At 70.7% G+C, this 17,787-nt stretch carries 14 protein-coding genes; 7 read left to right on the top strand and 7 right to left on the bottom strand.

Features of this window, described 5'->3' with window-relative positions; all coding sequences use genetic code 11:
• Positions 1 to 37: 37 nt before the first annotated feature.
• The 3 genes from argG to RM788_RS50705 all read right to left on the bottom strand — a co-directional run bounded on the left by argG (position 38) and on the right by RM788_RS50705 (position 3,988).
• Positions 38 to 1,483 carry an argininosuccinate synthase gene (gene argG / locus RM788_RS50715; protein WP_315928932.1) on the bottom strand — a complete coding sequence of 482 codons (1,446 nt, stop codon included), beginning with the start codon at positions 1,481 to 1,483 and terminating at the stop codon, positions 38 to 40.
• A gap of 212 nt (positions 1,484 to 1,695) precedes the next feature.
• A complete protein-coding gene (locus RM788_RS50710; RefSeq protein WP_315928930.1) occupies positions 1,696 to 2,877 on the bottom strand; it encodes a fatty acid desaturase family protein in 1,182 nt (393 codons plus the stop codon).
• Positions 2,878 to 2,902: 25 nt separating this feature from the next.
• Positions 2,903 to 3,988, bottom strand: coding sequence for a ferredoxin reductase (locus tag RM788_RS50705; protein ID WP_315928928.1), 1,086 nt, complete (start codon positions 3,986 to 3,988; stop codon positions 2,903 to 2,905).
• A gap of 65 nt (positions 3,989 to 4,053) precedes the next feature.
• Here RM788_RS50705 and RM788_RS50700 point away from each other — a divergent pair, with 65 nt between their 5' ends.
• The gene (locus RM788_RS50700) at positions 4,054 to 5,244 is read left to right on the top strand and encodes a PucR family transcriptional regulator (protein WP_315928926.1); all 1,191 of its coding nucleotides are present in this window, start codon (positions 4,054 to 4,056) and stop codon (positions 5,242 to 5,244) included.
• A 236-nt stretch (positions 5,245 to 5,480) separates the two neighbouring features.
• Complete coding sequence (locus RM788_RS50695; RefSeq protein WP_315928924.1) at positions 5,481 to 6,197, top strand: GON domain-containing protein; 717 nt, start codon at positions 5,481 to 5,483, stop codon at positions 6,195 to 6,197.
• Between the two features lie 96 nt (positions 6,198 to 6,293).
• Here the strand turns inward: RM788_RS50695 and RM788_RS50690 are convergent, their stop codons facing one another.
• Entirely contained in the window at positions 6,294 to 6,938 is a 645-nt protein-coding gene (locus tag RM788_RS50690; RefSeq protein WP_315928922.1) for a TetR/AcrR family transcriptional regulator, read from the bottom strand.
• Positions 6,939 to 7,098: 160 nt separating this feature from the next.
• Between RM788_RS50690 and RM788_RS50685 the strand changes: the two genes are divergently transcribed.
• From RM788_RS50685 to RM788_RS50670, 4 genes are read left to right on the top strand one after another with little or no spacing between them, the layout of a single operon-like run.
• A complete protein-coding gene (locus RM788_RS50685) occupies positions 7,099 to 7,677 on the top strand; it encodes a hypothetical protein (protein WP_315928920.1) in 579 nt (192 codons plus the stop codon).
• Positions 7,678 to 7,689: 12 nt separating this feature from the next.
• Positions 7,690 to 8,190 (top strand): flippase-like domain-containing protein, encoded by a 501-nt coding sequence (locus RM788_RS50680; protein WP_315928918.1) that lies wholly within the window; start codon positions 7,690 to 7,692, stop codon positions 8,188 to 8,190.
• 39 nt (positions 8,191 to 8,229) lie between these two features.
• Positions 8,230 to 8,829 carry a TetR/AcrR family transcriptional regulator gene (locus RM788_RS50675; protein WP_315928916.1) on the top strand — a complete coding sequence of 200 codons (600 nt, stop codon included), beginning with the start codon at positions 8,230 to 8,232 and terminating at the stop codon, positions 8,827 to 8,829.
• A 6-nt stretch (positions 8,830 to 8,835) separates the two neighbouring features.
• Positions 8,836 to 11,010 (top strand): MMPL family transporter, encoded by a 2,175-nt coding sequence (locus tag RM788_RS50670; protein ID WP_315928914.1) that lies wholly within the window; start codon positions 8,836 to 8,838, stop codon positions 11,008 to 11,010.
• Positions 11,011 to 11,072: 62 nt separating this feature from the next.
• Here the strand turns inward: RM788_RS50670 and RM788_RS50665 are convergent, their stop codons facing one another.
• Both RM788_RS50665 and RM788_RS50660 read right to left on the bottom strand, forming a co-directional pair.
• Entirely contained in the window at positions 11,073 to 12,506 is a 1,434-nt protein-coding gene (locus tag RM788_RS50665) for an RICIN domain-containing protein (RefSeq protein WP_315928912.1), read from the bottom strand.
• Complete coding sequence (locus tag RM788_RS50660) at positions 12,503 to 13,771, bottom strand: pectinesterase family protein (RefSeq protein WP_315934937.1); 1,269 nt, start codon at positions 13,769 to 13,771, stop codon at positions 12,503 to 12,505. The genes RM788_RS50665 and RM788_RS50660 overlap by 4 nt, the downstream gene beginning before the upstream one ends.
• A 364-nt stretch (positions 13,772 to 14,135) precedes the next feature.
• On the opposite strand from RM788_RS50660, the gene RM788_RS50655 reads away from it, so the two are divergent.
• Positions 14,136 to 14,480, top strand: coding sequence for a nitroreductase/quinone reductase family protein (locus RM788_RS50655; RefSeq protein WP_315934936.1), 345 nt, complete (start codon positions 14,136 to 14,138; stop codon positions 14,478 to 14,480).
• A gap of 1 nt (position 14,481) precedes the next feature.
• Here RM788_RS50655 and RM788_RS50650 read toward each other — a convergent pair whose 3' ends face one another.
• Entirely contained in the window at positions 14,482 to 17,784 is a 3,303-nt protein-coding gene (locus RM788_RS50650) for a discoidin domain-containing protein (RefSeq protein ID WP_315928910.1), read from the bottom strand.
• Positions 17,785 to 17,787: the final 3 nt, after the last annotated feature.

The raw sequence follows: 17,787 nt of genomic DNA, 5'->3' as shown, positions 1-17,787 counted from the left end.
GGATGTCCGGCGGCCGCACGTCTTCGGAGGAAGATCCCTAGTCGTTGCCCGCTTCCAGGGCCGCGTGGTCGAGCAGTTCGTCGTCGGCGACCTCACCGCGGGAGGCGATGGCCTCGGCGCCGCCGTCGGGCATGGTGCCGATCAGTTCGGTCGAGGTGACCTGGGCCGCGCTGACCAGGGCGGCGTGCCTGCTGCCGACCATGCCGAAGCCCGCGTACAGCTCCAGCTTGGCGCGGGAGTCGGCGATGTCGAGGTTGCGCATGGTCAGCTGGCCGATGCGGTCGACGGGACCGAAGGCGGAGTCCTCGGTGCGTTCCATCGACAGCTTGTCGGGGTGGTAGCTGAAGGACGGGCCGGTGGTGTCGAGGATGGAGTAGTCCTCGCCGCGGCGCAGGCGCAGGGTGACCTCGCCGGTGACGGCGGTGCCGACCCAGCGCTGGAGGGCTTCGCGCATCATGAGGGCCTGCGGGTCCAGCCAGCGGCCCTCGTACATCAGCCTGCCCAGCTTGCGGCCGTCGTTGTGGTACGCCGCCAGGGTGTCCTCGTTGTGGATGGCGTTGACCAGCCGCTCGTAGGCGGCGTGCAGCAGGGCCATGCCGGGGGCCTCGTAGATGCCGCGGCTCTTGGCCTCGATGATCCGGTTCTCGATCTGGTCGGACATGCCGAGACCGTGGCGGCCGCCGATGGCGTTCGCCTCCAGCACGAGGTCGACCGCGGAGCCGAACTCCTTGCCGTTGATGGTCACGGGACGGCCCTGGTCGAACCCGATCGTGATGTCCTCCGCGGCGATCTCCACCGCGGGGTCCCAGAAGCGGACGCCCATGATGGGGTCGACCAGTTCGATGCCGGTGTCGAGGTTCTCCAGCGCCTTGGCCTCGTGCGTCGCGCCCCAGATGTTCGCGTCGGTGGAGTAGGCCTTCTCGGTGCTGGAGCGGTAGGGCAGGTCGCGGGCTTGCAACCACTCGGACATCTCGGTGCGGCCGCCGAGCTCGCCGACGAACGCGGCGTCGAGCCACGGCTTGTAGATCCGCAGGGACGGGTTGGCGAGCAGGCCGTAGCGGTAGAACCGCTCGATGTCGTTGCCCTTGTAGGTGGAGCCGTCGCCCCAGATCTGCACGTCGTCGTCGAGCATGGCGCGCACCAGCATGGTGCCGGTCACCGCCCGCCCGAGCGGCGTGGTGTTGAAGTACGTGCGGCCGCCGTTGCGGATGTGGAACGCGCCGCAGGCCAGAGCCGCGAGCCCTTCCTCCACCAGCGCCGCCCGGCAGTCGACGAGCCGGGCCAGTTCGGCGCCGTAGAGCTCGGCGCGGTCGGGCACGGACGCGATGTCGGGTTCGTCGTACTGACCGATGTCGGCCGTGTACGTGCACGGCACCGCGCCCTTCTCGCGCATCCACGCGACCGCCACCGAGGTGTCGAGTCCACCGGAGAAGGCAATGCCGACGCGCTCGCCGGCGGGGAGGGAAGTGAGCACTTTGGACACGACGTGGATTATGCACGACTCTGCATGATCATACAAACTGTTGCGTCAACCGGGTGATTCGACAGCTGTCCGCGGAGCCGTGACCAGGCCTTGCCCGCCGGCCCCGGCTGGTCACGCGCCTGGTCACCGCCGGGCTGCCCGAGTCGCCCGTCGGCGAGCCGCACCCGACAGGGCACCTCGGCTCCGTTCCGGACCGGGGAACCCCCGGCGTGCTACGACCCGGCGGTCGCGACCCTCGGTCGTTCCTGCCGCGGCGGCTCGACCACGCGCAGGGGCGCCCGGTGGGCGGCGGGCTTCTTCTTGCCGAAGTCGTTGGGCAGGGCCAGCCTGATCACCTTGTGCCACGCGGAGACGACCTGCTTGGGCAGGGAGCCGGTGGTGTAGGTCAGGCCGTAGCGCTGGAACAGGTCGCGCACGTGGGGTGCGATCTCCTGGTAGCGGTTGCTGGGCAGGTCGGGGAAGAGGTGGTGTTCGACCTGGAAGGACAGGTTGCCGGTCATGATGTGCAGGAGCGGGCCGCCGCTGATGTTGGCGGAGCCCAGCATCTGGCGCAGGTACCACTCGCCGCGGGTCTCGCCCTCGATGGACGTGCGCTCGAAGGTCTCGACGCCCTCGGGGAAGTGGCCGCACATGATCACCGAGTGCGTCCACAGGTTGCGGATGAGGTTGGCGGTCAGGTTCGCGGCCAGCGTCGTGGGCGCCGAGGGGCCGGACAGGATCGGGTGGACGAGGTAGTCCTTGGTGGCCTGGCGGCGGACCTTGCGCAGGGTGGCGGCGACGCGGGCCTTGAAGGCGGGGTTCCGCCTGCGGGACCTGCTGCTGAGGTTCTTGCCGAGTTCCAGGTCGTAGGCCGCGATGCCGTACTGGAAGAAGATGGCGTTGACGAGGTTCCACAGCGGCTGGCCGAGGTGCACGGGGTGCCACTTCTGGCCCTCGTCGACGCGCATGATGCCGTAGCCGAGGTCGTTGTCCTTGCCGAGGACGTTGGTGTAGGTGTGGTGCAGCTCGTTGTGCGAGTGCTTCCACTGCTCGGCGGGCGAGGCGTGGTCCCACTCCCAGGTGGTGGAGTGGATCTTCGGGTCGCGCATCCAGTCCCACTGGCCGTGCATGACGTTGTGGCCGATCTCCATGTTCTCCAGGATCTTGGCGATCGACAGCGCCGCGGTGCCGACGAACCACGCGGGCGGGAACCTGGACGCGAGCAGGACGGCCCGGCCACCCATCTCCAGCACCCGCTGCGTCTTGATCACCTTGCGGATGTAGGCGGCGTCGTCCGCGCCCCGGCTGGCGATCACCTTCTCCCGCAACGCGTCCAGCTCGCGGCCGAGGTTCTCGACGTCCTCGGCGGTCAGGTGGGCGATCGGGTTGTGTTCCTGCTTCTGGATCGTGGTCATGGGGGTTCCTCGATGTCGGGTGGGGTCAGATGCCGAGCCGGCAGGGGCCGGCGGCGGCGGAGACGCACGTCTGGACGCGGATGTCGTCGCCCGCCGCGGCGGTGGTCACCGCGCCGTTGCGCAGGTCGCGCACCGAGCCCTCGCGCAGCGGGATGACGCAGCCGAAGCAGATGCCCATGCGGCAGCCCGACGGCATGAGCACGCCGTTGGACTCGCCGGTGTCGAGCAGCGGGGTGGCGCCGTCGGACTCGGCGGTGACGCCGGAGTCGGCGAACGAGACGGTGCCGCCCTCGCCGACCGCGATCACGGCCGGGCGGAAGCGCTCGGTGTGCAGCAGGTCGCCGTGACCGGCCGCGTCGTAGGTGTCCTGGAGGGCGTCGAGCAGCTCGTTCGGGCCGCACGCCCAGGTGTGCCTGGACGCCAGGTCCGGCACCAGCTCCGTGAGCGCTTCGGGGGTGAGCCGCCCGTCGACCTCGGTGTGCCGCTCGACCAGGCGCAGCCCGCCGCGGGCGGCGAGACCGCGCAGTTCCCGGCCGAAGATGACGGCGTCGGGCCGTGGCGCCGAGTGCACCAGCACGACGTCGGCGAGCGAGCCCGCGGCATCGCGGAGCATCCCCATGACCGGGGTGATCCCGCTGCCCGCCGTGACGAACAGGGCCTTCGCGGGGCGGACGAGCGGCAGGGTGAAGTCGCCCGCGGCCTGGTCGAGGTGCACGACCGTCCCCGGCCGGACCTGCCGGACGAGGTGGCCCGACACGACACCGCCCGGATGGGCCTTCACGGTGATGGTGATGACGCCGTCGGGCCGCGGCGGCGAGGTCAGCGAGTAGGAGCGCCACAGCCGGACGCCGTCCACGTCGACGCCGAGGCGGACGTACTGGCCTGCGGTGTGGCCCTTCCAGCCGCGTCCCGGCCGGATGGCGATGGTCGCGGCGTCACGGGTCTCGGGCCTCACGGCCACGATCCGCCCGCGCGGGTTCGCGCCGCCGCGCAGCGGGTCGATGACCTCCCAGAAGTCACCGGGAACCAGCGGCGTGGTCGCCAGCTCGACGAACCGGCGTGCGCGGTCTCGGAGCCGAGTGAGCTGCACCGGTGTCCGTGTTGTCGCCATGACTCCAGCGTGTCAACATCAGGAGGTAAATTCCTGTGCCTTCGACGTGAATCGAGACCGGTTCTTTGTCCTCAGCGAACAATTCTCCCGATCTGGAGGGGTTTCGCCTCCCCAAGTCGGTCGCGGCGGCGATGCGGGCCGGGCTGGCGCCGGTCGCCGAGCACACGGTCGCCGCCGTCGTCCACGAGGTGCCCGCGTACGCCGAGGTGTTCACCGGCGGGACCGGCCGGACGATCGAACGCGCCGTGGAACTGGCGCTGGGGGGCTTCCTCGAACTGACGGCCGGCGCGGACGCGGGCACTCCCCTGGGCCCGGCCCTGGACGGCGCGTACGCGCTCGGGCGCGGCGAGGCGCGCAGCGGCCGGTCGATGGACGCGCTGCTGGCCGCCTACCGGGTCGGGGCGCGGATCGCGTGGCGGGAGCTGAGCGGCATCGCGGCGCTCGGGCACCTCCCGTCCGGGGAGATGGCGCGCTTCGCCGAGTTCCTGTTCGCCTACATCGACCAGCTGTCGGCGCTCAGCGTGGCCGGTCACGCCGACGAGCTGGCCACCACCGGCCGGGTGCGGGAGCACTACCTCGAACGCCTGGCGCACGGCCTGCTCACCGGCGCGAACCCCGACGACCTGGCGGCCGCGGCGGAGCGGGCGAGCTGGGAGCCGCCGCGGTCGCTGACCGCGGTGATCGTCCCGGAGGCCAGGGCGCGCGGCGTGCTGGTGCGGCTCGACCCGCGCACGCTCCAGGCCGTCGAGGACGTCCCCGAGGGCCGGATGACGGTGCTCCTGGTCCCCGACGCCGAAGGCCGTTCCCGCCCCTCCCTCGTCGGCGCCCTCCTCGGCGCGGACGCCGTGGTCGGCCCCGCCCGGCCGTGGACGCGGGCGCGCTCGTCCTACCTGCGGACCCAGCGGGCCGTGCGGCTCGGCCTGCGCCCGACCGGCCGCTCGCCCCTGGACACCGAGCAGCGGCTGGCCGACCTGGTGCTGCGCTCCGACGTCGAGGCGCTCGAAGACCTGCGCGCCCAGGTGCTGGCACCGCTGGACGCCCTGCGCCCCGGACCGCGGGCCAAGCTGGTCGAGACGCTGCGGTCGTGGCTGCTGCACCACGGGCGGCGCGAGGAGATCGCCGCCGACCTGTTCGTGCACCCCCAGACCGTGCGCTACCGCATGAGCCAGCTCCGCGAGATGTACGGCTCGCGCCTGGAGGACCCCACGACCGTGCTCGAACTGACGATCGCGCTGGGATCGGCCGACCCCGGCTGATCCCGGAAACCCGCGGGCCATACGCCTGGAAGTCGGACGCGCGCAAGATGCTCCGCGAAGGTGCACTCGGTCGTGTCCGACAAGAACACGAATGCCGTTGGACGACCGCGAAAGACGACTCCGCTTCCGAAAACGTGCCCGAATACGACCGGCCGAAATTACTCGCGTGACCTATCGACCGCCGCCGCGAATTGCGTTCTAATTCTGAGGCCAATCATCGAGGAAAAGGAACGACCATGATTCGAAGAATCATCGCGGTGGCGGCCGCACTGGCTTTGGCCGTCGCCGTCGCGCCGTCGGCCGCGGCGCAGCCCGCGCCGACCATCCCGCCGTCCAGCTGCGCGGGCATCCGCGCCCTGCTGCCCATCGCGGGCGACGGCAACTACACGCTCAACACCGGCACGCGCCTCGTCCCAGTCTACTGCCACGACATGGCGGGCACGCCGCGCGAGTACATCACGCTCGGCGCCGCCAACTTCTCGCAGTACACCGCGGGCGGCGCCGCGCCGGGGACGAACGTGCGCACCACGTTCACCCGCGTCCGCCTGAACCCGGCGACGCTGACCGTCGACATCAACGACCTCACGTTCGCGACCTCGACCGGAACGCTCAACCAGGGCAGCACGGTCGTCACCTCCATGCCCTACGGGGTGGCCTACTCCTGCGACAGCACGCCGAGCGGGGTCGGGCGCGTGGACCTCACCGGCACCGCGTTCCTCCTGGCCGACACCTACCAGGTCGGCGGGTTCAACGCGTCGGGCAGCGCGGCCGTCAGCCCCGACAACCGCGCGGTCGACCTGGCCGGTGGCGGCTTCTGCGGGTGGATCACCCCGGCGCCCTTCATCTACAACCCGTCGAACCCGAGCGGTCCCGACTTCCACCTCGAACTCGCGTGCGGTCCCTACAACCTGATCGACGTCCTGCTGGGCCGGGCCTGCGTGACCCTTCCCTGATCCGTTCCGGACAGAACGAGCCGCCGCGCCGCGACGGCTCGTTCCGCTGCCGGGGATCACCGTGAAAAATGGGACTCCGTCAATTGCCGACTCCCATCAAGGACTATCCGGACCGGTGTTTCCCGACGGCGATCCGAATTCACTGCCATCGGCGTCGCCCGGAGCGGCCAGCAATGGCGCGCACATCAGATCGACGTAATGCCCGAGCAGCTCCTGGTCGGCCGCCGAGATGGCAGGCGTGCCGATCTTCCCGCGCAGGAAGCCGATCCCGGTGATGAGCGCGGCGAGCAGTTCGGCGCGCAGCTCGACGTCCTGCCCTTCGAGCCGCGGGGCCAGCTTGGCGCCGAAGCTGTTCTCGATGCGCTCCCGGATGTGGGCGCGCACCGTGTCGTCGTTCGCGGCGGTGACCAGCGCGGAGAGGCTGCCCGTCCCCGGTGCGGCCACGTGCTCGAGCGCGCGGGTCAGCAGCACGTGCGGCAGGTCCGGCAGCGGAGTCGTCGCGATCTCGCTCTCGGATCCCTCCGCGCCGCCCTTGACGACCTCGGCGAACAGCTTCTCCTTGGACCCGAAGTACCGGTACACCAGCGCCTGGTTCACGCCCGCGGCCGCCGCCACGTCACGGGTGCTGGTGCCCTCGACGCCGTGCTTGGCCATCAGCTCGCGAGCCGCGGCCAGCAGGGCCGCGCGAGTGGCCGCCGCGTCCCGGCGGCGCGGGGCGGTGGGCGCTGTCGGGGTGTCCACACGGGCCTCCCGGCGTTTTCGTCGACCGATGACCGGAGTCTAGAGCAGCGGGTTCACCTGGTGACAGCGATCACCGGACTAGATGTAATCGATCGTTGACTTCGCTGCTCGGCCCTTATTACCGTTCAAGTCGTCAGTTGATGACCAACGGAGGTCCACCGTGGCCACATCCCTCGCGCCGCCCCACCACGGTGACCCGACGACGAACCACCGCTGCGGGCGGCGACGGGGCCCCGTCCCCGTCCAGCGAACCGGGGAGGAGCAGGCGGGCACACCCGCGCCGAGCCGGGCCCGGCGGTGGATCCGCGCGGTGGTGGCGCTGGTCGCCGTGGGCGCCGTCGTGTGGTTCGCCCGCCGGGAACTGCCGCCGTGGGCGACGCTGGCGGCGGCGTTCCGCCGGGTCGACCTGCCGCTGCTCGGGGTCGCCGCCGCGGTGGAGGCCTTCTCCCTGTGGCTGTTCGCCCGGCAGCAGCAGGTGCTGTTCGCCGGGTTCGGGGTGCGGGTGCCCGCCCGCTCGGCGCTGGCCATCACCTACAGCCGGTCGGCCATGTCCATGACGTTCCCGGCGGGGACGTTCGTGTCGGCGGCGTTCGCCGTCGAGCAGTACCGCCGGTTCGGGGCGAGCCGGTCCACGGCGGCGACGGTCACGGTGCTGTCCGGGATCGTGTCGGTGCTCGGACTCGGCTGCCTGTACGCGGTCGGCTCGGCCGCGGCGTGGGCGTTCCCGCGACCGTGGTAGGTCGTCGCCGCCGTGGTCGGGTCGCTGGGGGCCGTGTACGTCGCGGCCGGATTCGCGCTCCACCGTCCGCTCCCCTTCCCCGTGGCCGAGCACGCCCGACCGACGGGCGTGCTCCGCGCGCGCCTGGCCGACGTGTCGGCGCTGCCCCTCCGCTACTGGACGGCGGGCGTCGGGTACGCCGCCGCGAACTGGGCCGCGGACCTGGCCTGCCTGCTCATCACCAGCACGGCGTTCGGCGTCGGCCTGCCCCTGGTCCAGGTGGGGCTCGTCTACATCGGCATCCAACTGGTCCGGCAGGTGCCCATCAGCCCCGGCGGCATCGGCGTGATCGAGACCAGCCTCGTCGCCGGGCTGGTGCTGCTCGGCACCGACGAGGCCACCGCCACCGCCGCCACGCTCGGCTACCGCATGTTGTCGTGCTGGCTGGTGATCCCGATCGGTCTCGGCACCTGGCTCGCGCTGTCCCGGACCTCGCGGCGAGTGACCAAGGCCACCGACCAACCCGGTCGGTAAACCGACCAACCTGGTCCATGCCGCCGTATGGTGGAACGCATGACCCGCTTGTTCCGGCAGCAGATCGACGAGAGCATCCTCGACCACGCCGCCGCGCTCTTCGCCCGCCAAGGCGTCGCGAAGACGTCCGTGCAGGAGGTCGCCGACGCCGTCGGCCTCTCGAAGACCGGTCTGCTGCACCACTTCCCCAGCAAGGACGCGCTGCGCGAGGCCGTCATCGCCGAGGCGGAGGGCCTCGGGCGGTTGGCGCTCGACCAGGTTCAGGACCTGCCCCTCGGGCACGACCGCGACCGGCGCGCGATCGAGGTGCTGGTCGACGTGGCGGTGGCGCACCCCGGACTCGTCGCCCTGCTGCTGGCGCCCATCACGCACGGCGGCGCCGACGTCGTCGACCCGACCGTCGACGGCGTCGGAGGAGCCGCGTTCAAGGCGTTCGGCGTCGACCCCAAGATCTCCGCTCCGGAGCGGGTCGTCCGGGTAGCGGGCGCCCTGTGCGCGCTGGCCGTCCTCAGCATCGCCGCGCACCGCGCGGGCATGACCACGGCGTGGCGACCTCTCGTCGTCGCCACCTGCTACGACGCGCTCGGCCACGGCCGTCCGGGCACTCCCCTTCCCGACTCCGCCCACCTGGAGGGCTGATCCCCCATGGCTCGTTTCCTGTCCCGAATCGGGGCCTTCTCGCACCGGCACCGGCTGAGCGTGATCGCCGTCTGGCTGGTCGTCCTGATCGGCGGCGGCGTCGGAGCCGCCACCCTGGCGGGCGAGACCTCCGGCAGCTTCTCCATCCCCGGCCAGGAGTCGACCACCGCGCTCCAGCGGATCGGCGAGAAGTTCGGCTCCAACGGCGCCGCGGCCAAGGTCGTCGTGCACGCCCCGGCGGGTCAGCAGCTGACCGCCCCGGAGAACGCCAAGGCGCTCGGTGACCTGGTCACCCAACTGGGCGGGCTGTCCGGCGTCGTGAAGGCCAGCAACCCGCTGGACCCGGCCGCGCCGGCGGTCAACGCCGCGCAGGACACCGCCTACAGCACGGTGACCTACTCCGCCAAGGCGGGCGACGTGACCCCCGAGCAGCAGAAGGCGCTGCTCGACGTCGTGGACGCCGCCCGGAGCACCGGCCTCACCATCGAGGCCACCGGCGAGGCGACGCAGGCCCCGTTCCACATCGGCGGCGTCGCCGAGGGTCTGGGCGTCGTCGTCGCCCTGATGATCCTGGTCATCACCTACGGCTCGCTGATCGCCGCCGGGATGAACCTGCTGACCGCGCTCGTCGGCGTGGGCATCGGCGTCCTGGGCGTCACGATCGCCACCGGCTTCGCCGACCTGTCGTCGACCACCCCGATCCTCGCGGGCATGCTCGGCCTGGCCGTCGGCATCGACTACACCCTGTTCATCGTCACCCGGTACCGGCACGAGCTGCGGCGCGGGTCCGACGTCGGCACGGCCGTCGCGACGGCCGTGGGCACCGCGGGCTCGGCGGTCGTCACCGCCGGTCTGACCGTGGTCATCGCCCTGACCGGCCTGGTCGTGGTGGGCATCCCGTTCCTGACCCAGATGGGCGTGGCCGCGGCCGCCACCATCGTCGTCGCCGTCCTGGTCGCGATCACCCTGGTCCCGGCCGTGCTCGGCTACCTCGGGCGCAGGGCCCTGCCCCGCAAGCAGCGCACGGCCGCGCCCGTCGCGGACGACGCGGTCGACACCGGCAAGCGCGGGTTCCTCGCGGGTTGGATCACGACGGTCACCCGCCAGCGCGTCCTGTCCCTGCTCCTCGCGGTCGTGGCGCTCGGCGTGATCGCCATCCCGTTCGCCTCGATGCGCACCACCCTGGTGCAGCGGCCCGCGTCCGACAGCACCCAGGCGCGCGCCGACCAGATCCTCACCGACGGCTTCGGCGCCGGGTTCAACGGCCCGATCATCGTGCTGTTCGACGGTGCCGGGGCGGTCGACGCCGCCACGAAGTCCGGTCCCGCCATCTCCGCGCTGGACGACGTCGCCATCGTCACGCCGCCGACGCCCAACCCCGACGGCAGCGCGGCCCTGGTCACGGTCATCCCCAAGTCCGGCCCCACCAGCGAGGCCACCGAGCAGCTCGTGGCCGACCTGCGCGCCCTGCCCGCCGACCCCGGCGGCCCGTCCGCGGCGGTCACCGGTGCCACGGCGGTCAGCGTCGACGTCGCCAAGAGCCTCGACGACGCCCTGCCGATCTACCTCGCCCTGGTCGTCGGCCTGGCGCTCGCGCTGCTGATCCTGGTCTTCCGGTCGCTGCTCGTGCCGCTGGTCGGCGTACTGGGCTTCCTGCTCACCATCGGCGCCTCCCTCGGCGCCACGGTCGCGGTGTTCCAGTGGGGCTGGCTGGGCGGCCTGGTCGCCCTCGACAGCACCGGCCCGCTGATCAGCCTCACCCCGATCCTGGTCATCGGCATCCTGTTCGGCCTCGCGATGGACTACCAGATCTTCCTGGTCTCCCGGATGCACGAGGCGCACAGCCACGGCGCCGCGCCGATGGAGGCGATCCGCACCGGCTTCCGCCAGGCGGCACCCGTCGTCGTCGCCGCCGCGCTCATCATGTTCTCCGTGTTCGCCGGGTTCGTGCCCGCCGGTGACGCCACCCTGAAGTCCATCGCGTTCGCGCTGGCCGCCGGAATCCTCTTCGACGCCTTCGTCGTCCGCATGGTCCTGGTGCCCGCCGCGCTCGCCCTGCTCGGCGACAAGGCCTGGTGGCTGCCCGGCTGGCTGAAGTGGCTGCCCGCCCTGGACGTCGAGGGGTCGGCGCTCACCAAGGACACCGAGCCCGCCAAGGAGAAGGTCGCCGCCGACCGGTGACCGTCCACGCGTGAGAACGGCCCGTCCCCTCGTGGGGGACGGGCCGTTCCCGTTGGGGCGCCTCAGGCTCCGATGTTCGCCTGCGGCCCCGAGTAGGCGCGCAGCAGCGACGGGACGTTCGCGGCCGGGTCGAGGGTGTAGGCGTAGAACGCGCTCGGGGTGAACGCCGTGCCGCCCGACTCCAGCCGACCGGTCGAACTCACCACGACGCTGCCGGACTGCCGGAGCTGGGCGGCGTCGTCCTTGTAGTACGGGTCCTTCACGTTCTCGAAGTACGAGTTCTCCAGCACCATCCTCGTGGCGCCGCGGGCGTAGTTGCCGTAGGACTTGATGTTCTGGAGGTAGTTGTTGTAGAGGTGCGCGTAGGCGACGTTGTCCGTGCTGGGGTTGCGCTGGTTCGTGTCCCGGAACCAGTTGTGGTGGATGGTCATCCGCGAGGTGACGTTGGTGGTCCAGCCGATGCCGAACGTCTTGTTGTTCTGCGCCAGCACGTTCCACGACACGGTCAGGTGGCTGGTGTCCGCCCTGCTGTCGATGAGGCCGTCGTTCATCCTGGTGATCGTGTTGTGGTCGATCCACACGTGGTGCGCGCCGTCCATCTGGACGCCGTCGTAGTCGAAGTCCTTGTCGTCCGGGTCGTCGGACGCCATGAGGGTGTCGCGGACGGTGAGGTTGCGGATGATCACGTTGTGCACGCCGACGCCGAGGAAGAACCCGCCGTTCACGATGTGCCCGGCCGTGCCGACGCCGACGATGGTCTTGTCCGACGCCACCTTCAGCTCGGTGCCGTACGGGGTCGCGGTCACGGCCCCGCCGACCCGGATCACGTAGGGCGTGCTCGCCGTCGCGTACCGGACCAGGTCGGCGTAGGTCGTGACGGTCACCGTCGGCCCGGCCGCGCCACCGGTCGTGCCGCCGTCCGTGCCCGCGAACCCGTCCGCCGCGCCCGCCCACGTCCGCCCGCCGACCGGGCTGAACAGCCACTGCTTGTTGGTGTTGGCGGTGCACGCCTCCTGGATGATCGCCGCACCGGACACCGTGGACGCGTCCTTGTTCGCCAGGCACAAACCGCTGGCCGCGTTGACGACCTGGTAGGTGCCGGAACCCGACGCCACCAACCGCCACTGCTGGTTGGCGGCACCGCTGCAACCCCACTGCTGCAACTGCACACCCGACTCAGTGGTGCCGGACGGGATGTCCAGGCACCTGCCGCTGTTGCCGTTGGTCAGCGTGTACGTGCCCGAGGCCGCGGTGTTGAGGGTGAACCGCTGCCACGAGTCGCCGGAACAGCCCCACTGCTGTACCAGCGCCCCGTTGGCGGTGGAGCCCGCGACCACGTCGAGGCACTTGCCGCTCCGCGTGACGCTGACCTGGTAGGTGGCGCCCGCGACCGGGGTCGCGGCCTGGGCCGACGACGGGGCAGCGGCGACCGCGGCCAGGGTGATGACGGCGGCGAGGAGTGCCCGCACGGGTTTTCCGCTCTTGAGGGGGCTCATCCGACCGGGTTCCAGCCATCGGTGCCCGCGAGGTACTTCTGGGGCGTGTAGTTCGCCGCCTGGGCGTCGGTGAGCTGCGGCCGGTTCGTGCCGGTGCCCGCGCCGGAGCCGGTGTTGCGGTACTCGGAGAACCGCGCGTTCCGCCAGAGGTTGCCCGACATGTCGGTCCACGGCTGCGAGGTCTTCACCAGCGCGTTCAACGTCGACTCGCGGTAGAGGACCTGCGCGTCCGGCCGCCACGGGCGGCCGAGGTTCGTGCTGCCCGCGGGCGACGCGCCGCTGATCCTCGACTTGGTGAACAGGAAGCCGTAGGTCTTGGTCGCCGGTGTGCTCGCCGCCGTGACCACACCCCCGGTGGAGCGCTTCTCGTAGACGTCGCAGTTGTCGAACACGATGGTGCCGCCGCCGAACACGAAGTCGACCGTGCCCTCGACGTAGGAGCCGACCACGTAGGCGCGGGAGGCGTCGTTGACCAGGAACGTGTCCTGGTCGCCGAGCAGCCGGACGTCGCGCAGCACGGCCCGGTCGGCGTTGAGGTGCAGCGCCACCGCCTGCTGCCCGCTGGGCGTGGAGTTCTCGTCGAAGTCGTTGGAGATGGTCAGGTTCGTCGCCACGAAGTCCTTGCCGTACACGAACGCCGTGGCGCTGCCCGATGTCCCGTGGGTGTAGGCGGAGTAGTTGTTCACGATCACCACCCCGGACGCCGAGGTCCCCAGGCCCTGCAACGTGATCAGCGGCTTGTTCGCCGGGACGGTGACGATCTCCCGGTACGTCCCGGCCTTGACGGTGATCGTGACGCGGCTGGTGTTGTTGACGGGCACCGCGTCGACGGCGGCCTGCACGGTCCGGTACAGCCCGGAGCCGTCGGCCGCGACGGTCGCCTGGGCGCCGGTCGCGGGGGCGAACAACCACTGCTTGTTGGTGTTGGCGGTGCAGGACTCCTGGATGATCGCCGCACCGGACGCCGTGGACGCGTCCTTGTTCGCCAGGCACAGACCACTGGCCGCGTTGACGACCTGGTAGGTACCGGAACCCGACGCCACCAAGCGCCACTGCTGGTTGGTGGCACCGCTACAACCCCACTGCTGCAACTGCACACCCGACTCGGTACTGCCCGACGGGATGTCCAGGCACCTGCCGCTGTTGGTGTTCGTCAGCGCGTACGTGCCCGAGGCGGCCGTCGTGAGGGTGAACTGCTGCCAGGTGTCGCCCGAGCAGCCCCATTGCTGCACGAGCGCCCCGTTGGCGGTGGAGCCCGCGACCACGTCGAGGCACTTCCCGCTCTTGGTGACGCTGACCTGGTAGGTCGCCCCGGATACCGGCGTGGCGGCGTTGGCGGGCGATGGGAGTGCGCCGAGCGCGCCCGCCGCCAGCACCAAGGCGATGACCGGATTCCACAGCCGGCCTGCCCATGGTCGTGCTTCCACGCCCGGCCTCCTCGTTGAGGTCAGTTGATGTTAACGCTAACAACACTGGATGGGTTCAGTGTTCGCAGCGGTTCGTCGAACTGTCAAGATCGCCGTTCGAGTCGAATCCGTTCGACGAGCATCCGATAGGACCGGACACCGGCGCCTCTCACTTCGTCCCAAGTGGAGGGTGCGGGCGGTGTCCGCTGCTAGCGTGATCGACATGTGGTTCCCGCGGCGATTCGTCACCTGGTTCAACGGACACGTGGTCGCGCTGCGGTCCTCACCCCGGTTCGGGAAGGCGGTCAGCAGACACCTCACGGTCGTCACCTACACCGGTCGCCGGTCGGGGCGGGTGTTCAGCACTCCCGTCGGCTACCGCCGGGTCGGGGACGTCGTCACGATCGGCGTGCAGCTCCCCGACGCCAAGAAGTGGTGGCGGAACTTCCTCGGCGAGGGTCAGCCGATCTCGGTGGAACTCGACGGTGTCGAGCGGCGCGGGCACGCGGTCGCCCGTCGGGACGACCGCGGCCGCGTCAGCCTGACCGTGGACCTGGAGAAGGCCTGAGTCAGCCGAAGGCCTTCACCTCCAGCAGGCCGACCGATCCCGCGCCGCTCTGCAGCAGCACCCGCAGGCGGGTCGTGGCGACCGGGGTGAAGGTGACCTCGTTGTACTGGTCGAGGACGGCCGGGTAGCCGCTCGCGCCGGGCACGTCCGCGTAGGCGGAGCCGGTCCAGTACTGGAGCTTCCACGACGCGGGCACCCGCACGCCGCCCGCGTCGTCGAAGAAGTAGACCCGCGCCGAGCGGACGGTCTGCGCCGCGGGCCAGGTCAGCTCACCCCACTGCTCACCGGTGTTCGGCCACGTCCCCCAGCGCGGGTTCGCGGTGTCGTTGGACGACACCGGTTCCACGCCGTCGTTGAGCGCGGCCACGCTCTCCCACGTGGAGGTGTAGGAGGCCGACGGTGTCGCCGTCCCGGCGAGGTTGCCGGAGGTCCCGCCGCCCGGATCGGCTCCGCCGGAACGGTTGTACGCCTTCAGTTCGGTGAGCGCGGTCTTGAAACCGGAGGCGTGGGTCATCTGCACCCGCAGCCGCTGCGTGCCCACGGGCGTGAAGCGGACGACGTTGTAGTTGGCCCTCGGTGTGCCGGGTGATCTGGACTGCGCGGCGGTGTCGACCCACGCGCTGCCGTTCCAGTACTGGACGTTGTACGACGCGGGCGCCCGGTAGCGGTTGCCCGCGCGGTCGTCGCGGAAGTACAGCCGCACCTCGTCGACCGTGCGCGCCTTGGGGAGGTCGACCTGGTACCAGTCGGTGCCGTTGGGCGAGCCGGAACTGCCCCACACCGGCTCGTTGATCGGGAACCCGTCGATCGCCGCGCCCGCGGAGGTGCCGGACGCGGTGTAGGACGCCGACGCGGTGCCGCCCTGCGCCAGGTTCGGCGCGGTGGACGTCAGGTCGGCCCCGGCCTTGGCGAACATGTCCACGATGCGCGCGCTGTTCTGCACCACGTTCCGCGGCGCCTGCGCTCCGCCGATCGCGACGCTGTAGTTCACGACACCCGCGCCGGACGGGAACGTGACCGAGCCGGTGGCCGGGTTGTAGAGCACGCCGGTGAGGCGGTCGACGGTGAAGGCCCGCGTCCCGTTGAGGTACACCGAGTACCCCTGCGGCACGCCCGCGTACCGCACGACCCCGTCAGCCGGGTCGTCCCACACGACGCTGAGGTCCATGTTGCGCCAGCGCAGGTTGTTCACCGCGAACTGCGACCAGCCGATGTTCAGCGGCGACAGCTCGACCTGGGCGTCGTTGCGCGGCCGCAGCCCCGCGACGTCCTCGATCACGGTCCAGTTGCTGCTGCCGAGGATGTTGTGGTGGATCCACGACCGGTAGTCGATGGTGCGGGTGCCGGCGTTCCAGTCCGCCCAGAACTCGTTGGCGTCGGGCCACTGCGTGTTGCCGCCGACGTACTGCGACCAGGCGTTCCAGTACAGCAGCTTCTTGTAGTCCTCGGTCGACATCCACTGGTTGGGGTAGTTGCGCAGCACCGAGGAGTAGAGCCGGAACTGCACGGTGGAGTTGATCGTGGAGAAGTTGTTGCTGCCGGGGAACCCCGCCGCCGCGGCCGCCGCCTTGTCGCGCTGGTTGGCGGTGTAGAACGGGTAGACCGGGTACTCGGCCGGGTCGTCGAACAGCCGCAGCGCCTCGCGGTACTGCGCGGTGTTGGGCATCAGGCCGACGGAGTACGGGTAGTAGTTGTTGATCTCCTTCCACGGCACGTGGGTGTTGGTGGCCACGTGCTTGTGCTCCAGCAGCTTGCGGTCGGGGTTCCACAGCGTCGTGACCACGCCGTTGCGGATCCGGTCGGCCAGCGCCTGCATCTCGGTCGCCTTGGCGGTGTCGCCGATCGTCGTGTACGCCTGCTGGGCTGCCATCGCGCCGCTCCACACGTACGCGGTCTCGGCGCGGTCGAGCTTGCCCGCCTTCCAGTCGAAGGAGACCGCGTCGGCGTCGTTGCCGGTGAGCGCGCCCCAGTCGTACTCGATGACGCCGTTGTTGTTGGAGTCGTAGTAGGACAGCTGCCCCTTGGCGTCGCCTTCGGCGTACTTGGCCAGGGTTCCCGCGATGGCGGGCTGGCCGCCGTGCACCTGGTAGCTGCGCCACGCGGCCTCGGAGATGTACTGGGTGTAGGAGTTGGACCAGTTCTCCGGGTCGCCGGGGTTGTCCAGGAACCGGCCGCCCTTGGAGGTCTGGCCGACCGAGAGCCACGGGCCGTAGGAGTAGATCGGGTCGCGCAGGTACTTCAGGTCGTCGATGTGCATCGGCTGGGTCAGCGCGATGGCGTTGTTGTAGCCCGTCACGCCCTCGATCGACACCGGGAACTGGTAGTCCTGGCCGGGGATGTCGACGTCGAGGTAGTTGTAGCGCATCAGCCACCAGCGGTAGTACACGTTCTTCTTGATGGCGGCGTCGGGCACGTCGATGTAGGGGATGTTGTCGGCCCACCACTTGTTGTAGGTCCGCACGTGGGTCGCGAACGCGGTCGCCGGGGTGTAGCCGCGGTAGGCGTTGTACTCCGTCGCCGACTCGGGGATCTCGTCGGTGAGGAACCCCATCACCACCTTGGTCGTCGCGGTCTGGCCCGCGGCGACGGTGATCGAGCTGTCCAGGCCGCCGCTCGACGCGGTGAAGCCGTCACCGGACAGGCGCGGCCGGATGGTGGTCAGGTTGTTCTTCACCAGCCTGCTGCCGGTCAGCTCGGCGCCCGACGCGGTGGTGGCGTACGGCGAGGTCGCCCGCAGCTTCAGCGTCGAGGAGGCGGTGCCGCTGTTGGTGATCGTCAGGTTGGTGACGGCGACGTTGTCGTGGGTGATGAACTTCGCCATGTCGACCCGCAGCGAGCCGCTGGTGAAGACGCCCTTCCAGTGGCTGGGCATCTGGACGCGGCCGCTGACCTGCTCGGTGAACGTGCCCGGTGAGATCGTGACGGCGTAGGCGTTCTGGCCGCTGATGTTGTCCCAGTACGCCGCGTTGCCGCCGAAGCCGATGACGGCCGGGTTGTGGGTGTTCATGTACAGCCCGCGGCCGCGGGTCATCAGCCAGGTGCCCGACGGGTCGTTGCCGGGCCTGGCGAGCAGCCGGTCCATCCAGAAGTCGGTCCCGGAGCTCTCGGCGTCGTAGATGGCCTTCATGGTGCTGCCGGTGCTGTAGCCGACCGGCGGGGCGGGCACGGCGGGCCCGGAGAACGTCGGGTAGCCGATGGTCTGGGCCGCGTGGGCCGTGGTCGTGGGGATGGTCGGGGCGCCTGCGGCGATCAGGACCGCGGCCAGCGCCAACGCCCACCGCTTCCGCGTGGGGACGTGCGGCACGGT

Source organism: Umezawaea sp. Da 62-37 (genome assembly GCF_032460545.1).
Lineage (GTDB): Bacteria > Actinomycetota > Actinomycetes > Mycobacteriales > Pseudonocardiaceae > Umezawaea.
This window is presented reverse-complemented; position numbering and strand designations above follow the sequence as displayed.

Coding starts and splice junctions, on each gene's coding strand:
- RM788_RS50675 (WP_315928916.1), top strand. CDS start 8,230: ATGACCCGCTTGTTCCGGCAGCAGATCGACGAGAGCATCCTCGACCAC.
- RM788_RS50665 (WP_315928912.1), bottom strand. CDS start 12,506: ATGAGCCCCCTCAAGAGCGGAAAACCCGTGCGGGCACTCCTCGCCGCC.
- RM788_RS50670 (WP_315928914.1), top strand. CDS start 8,836: ATGGCTCGTTTCCTGTCCCGAATCGGGGCCTTCTCGCACCGGCACCGG.
- RM788_RS50695 (WP_315928924.1), top strand. CDS start 5,481: ATGATTCGAAGAATCATCGCGGTGGCGGCCGCACTGGCTTTGGCCGTC.
- RM788_RS50705 (WP_315928928.1), bottom strand. CDS start 3,988: ATGGCGACAACACGGACACCGGTGCAGCTCACTCGGCTCCGAGACCGC.
- RM788_RS50710 (WP_315928930.1), bottom strand. CDS start 2,877: ATGACCACGATCCAGAAGCAGGAACACAACCCGATCGCCCACCTGACC.
- RM788_RS50655 (WP_315934936.1), top strand. CDS start 14,136: ATGTGGTTCCCGCGGCGATTCGTCACCTGGTTCAACGGACACGTGGTC.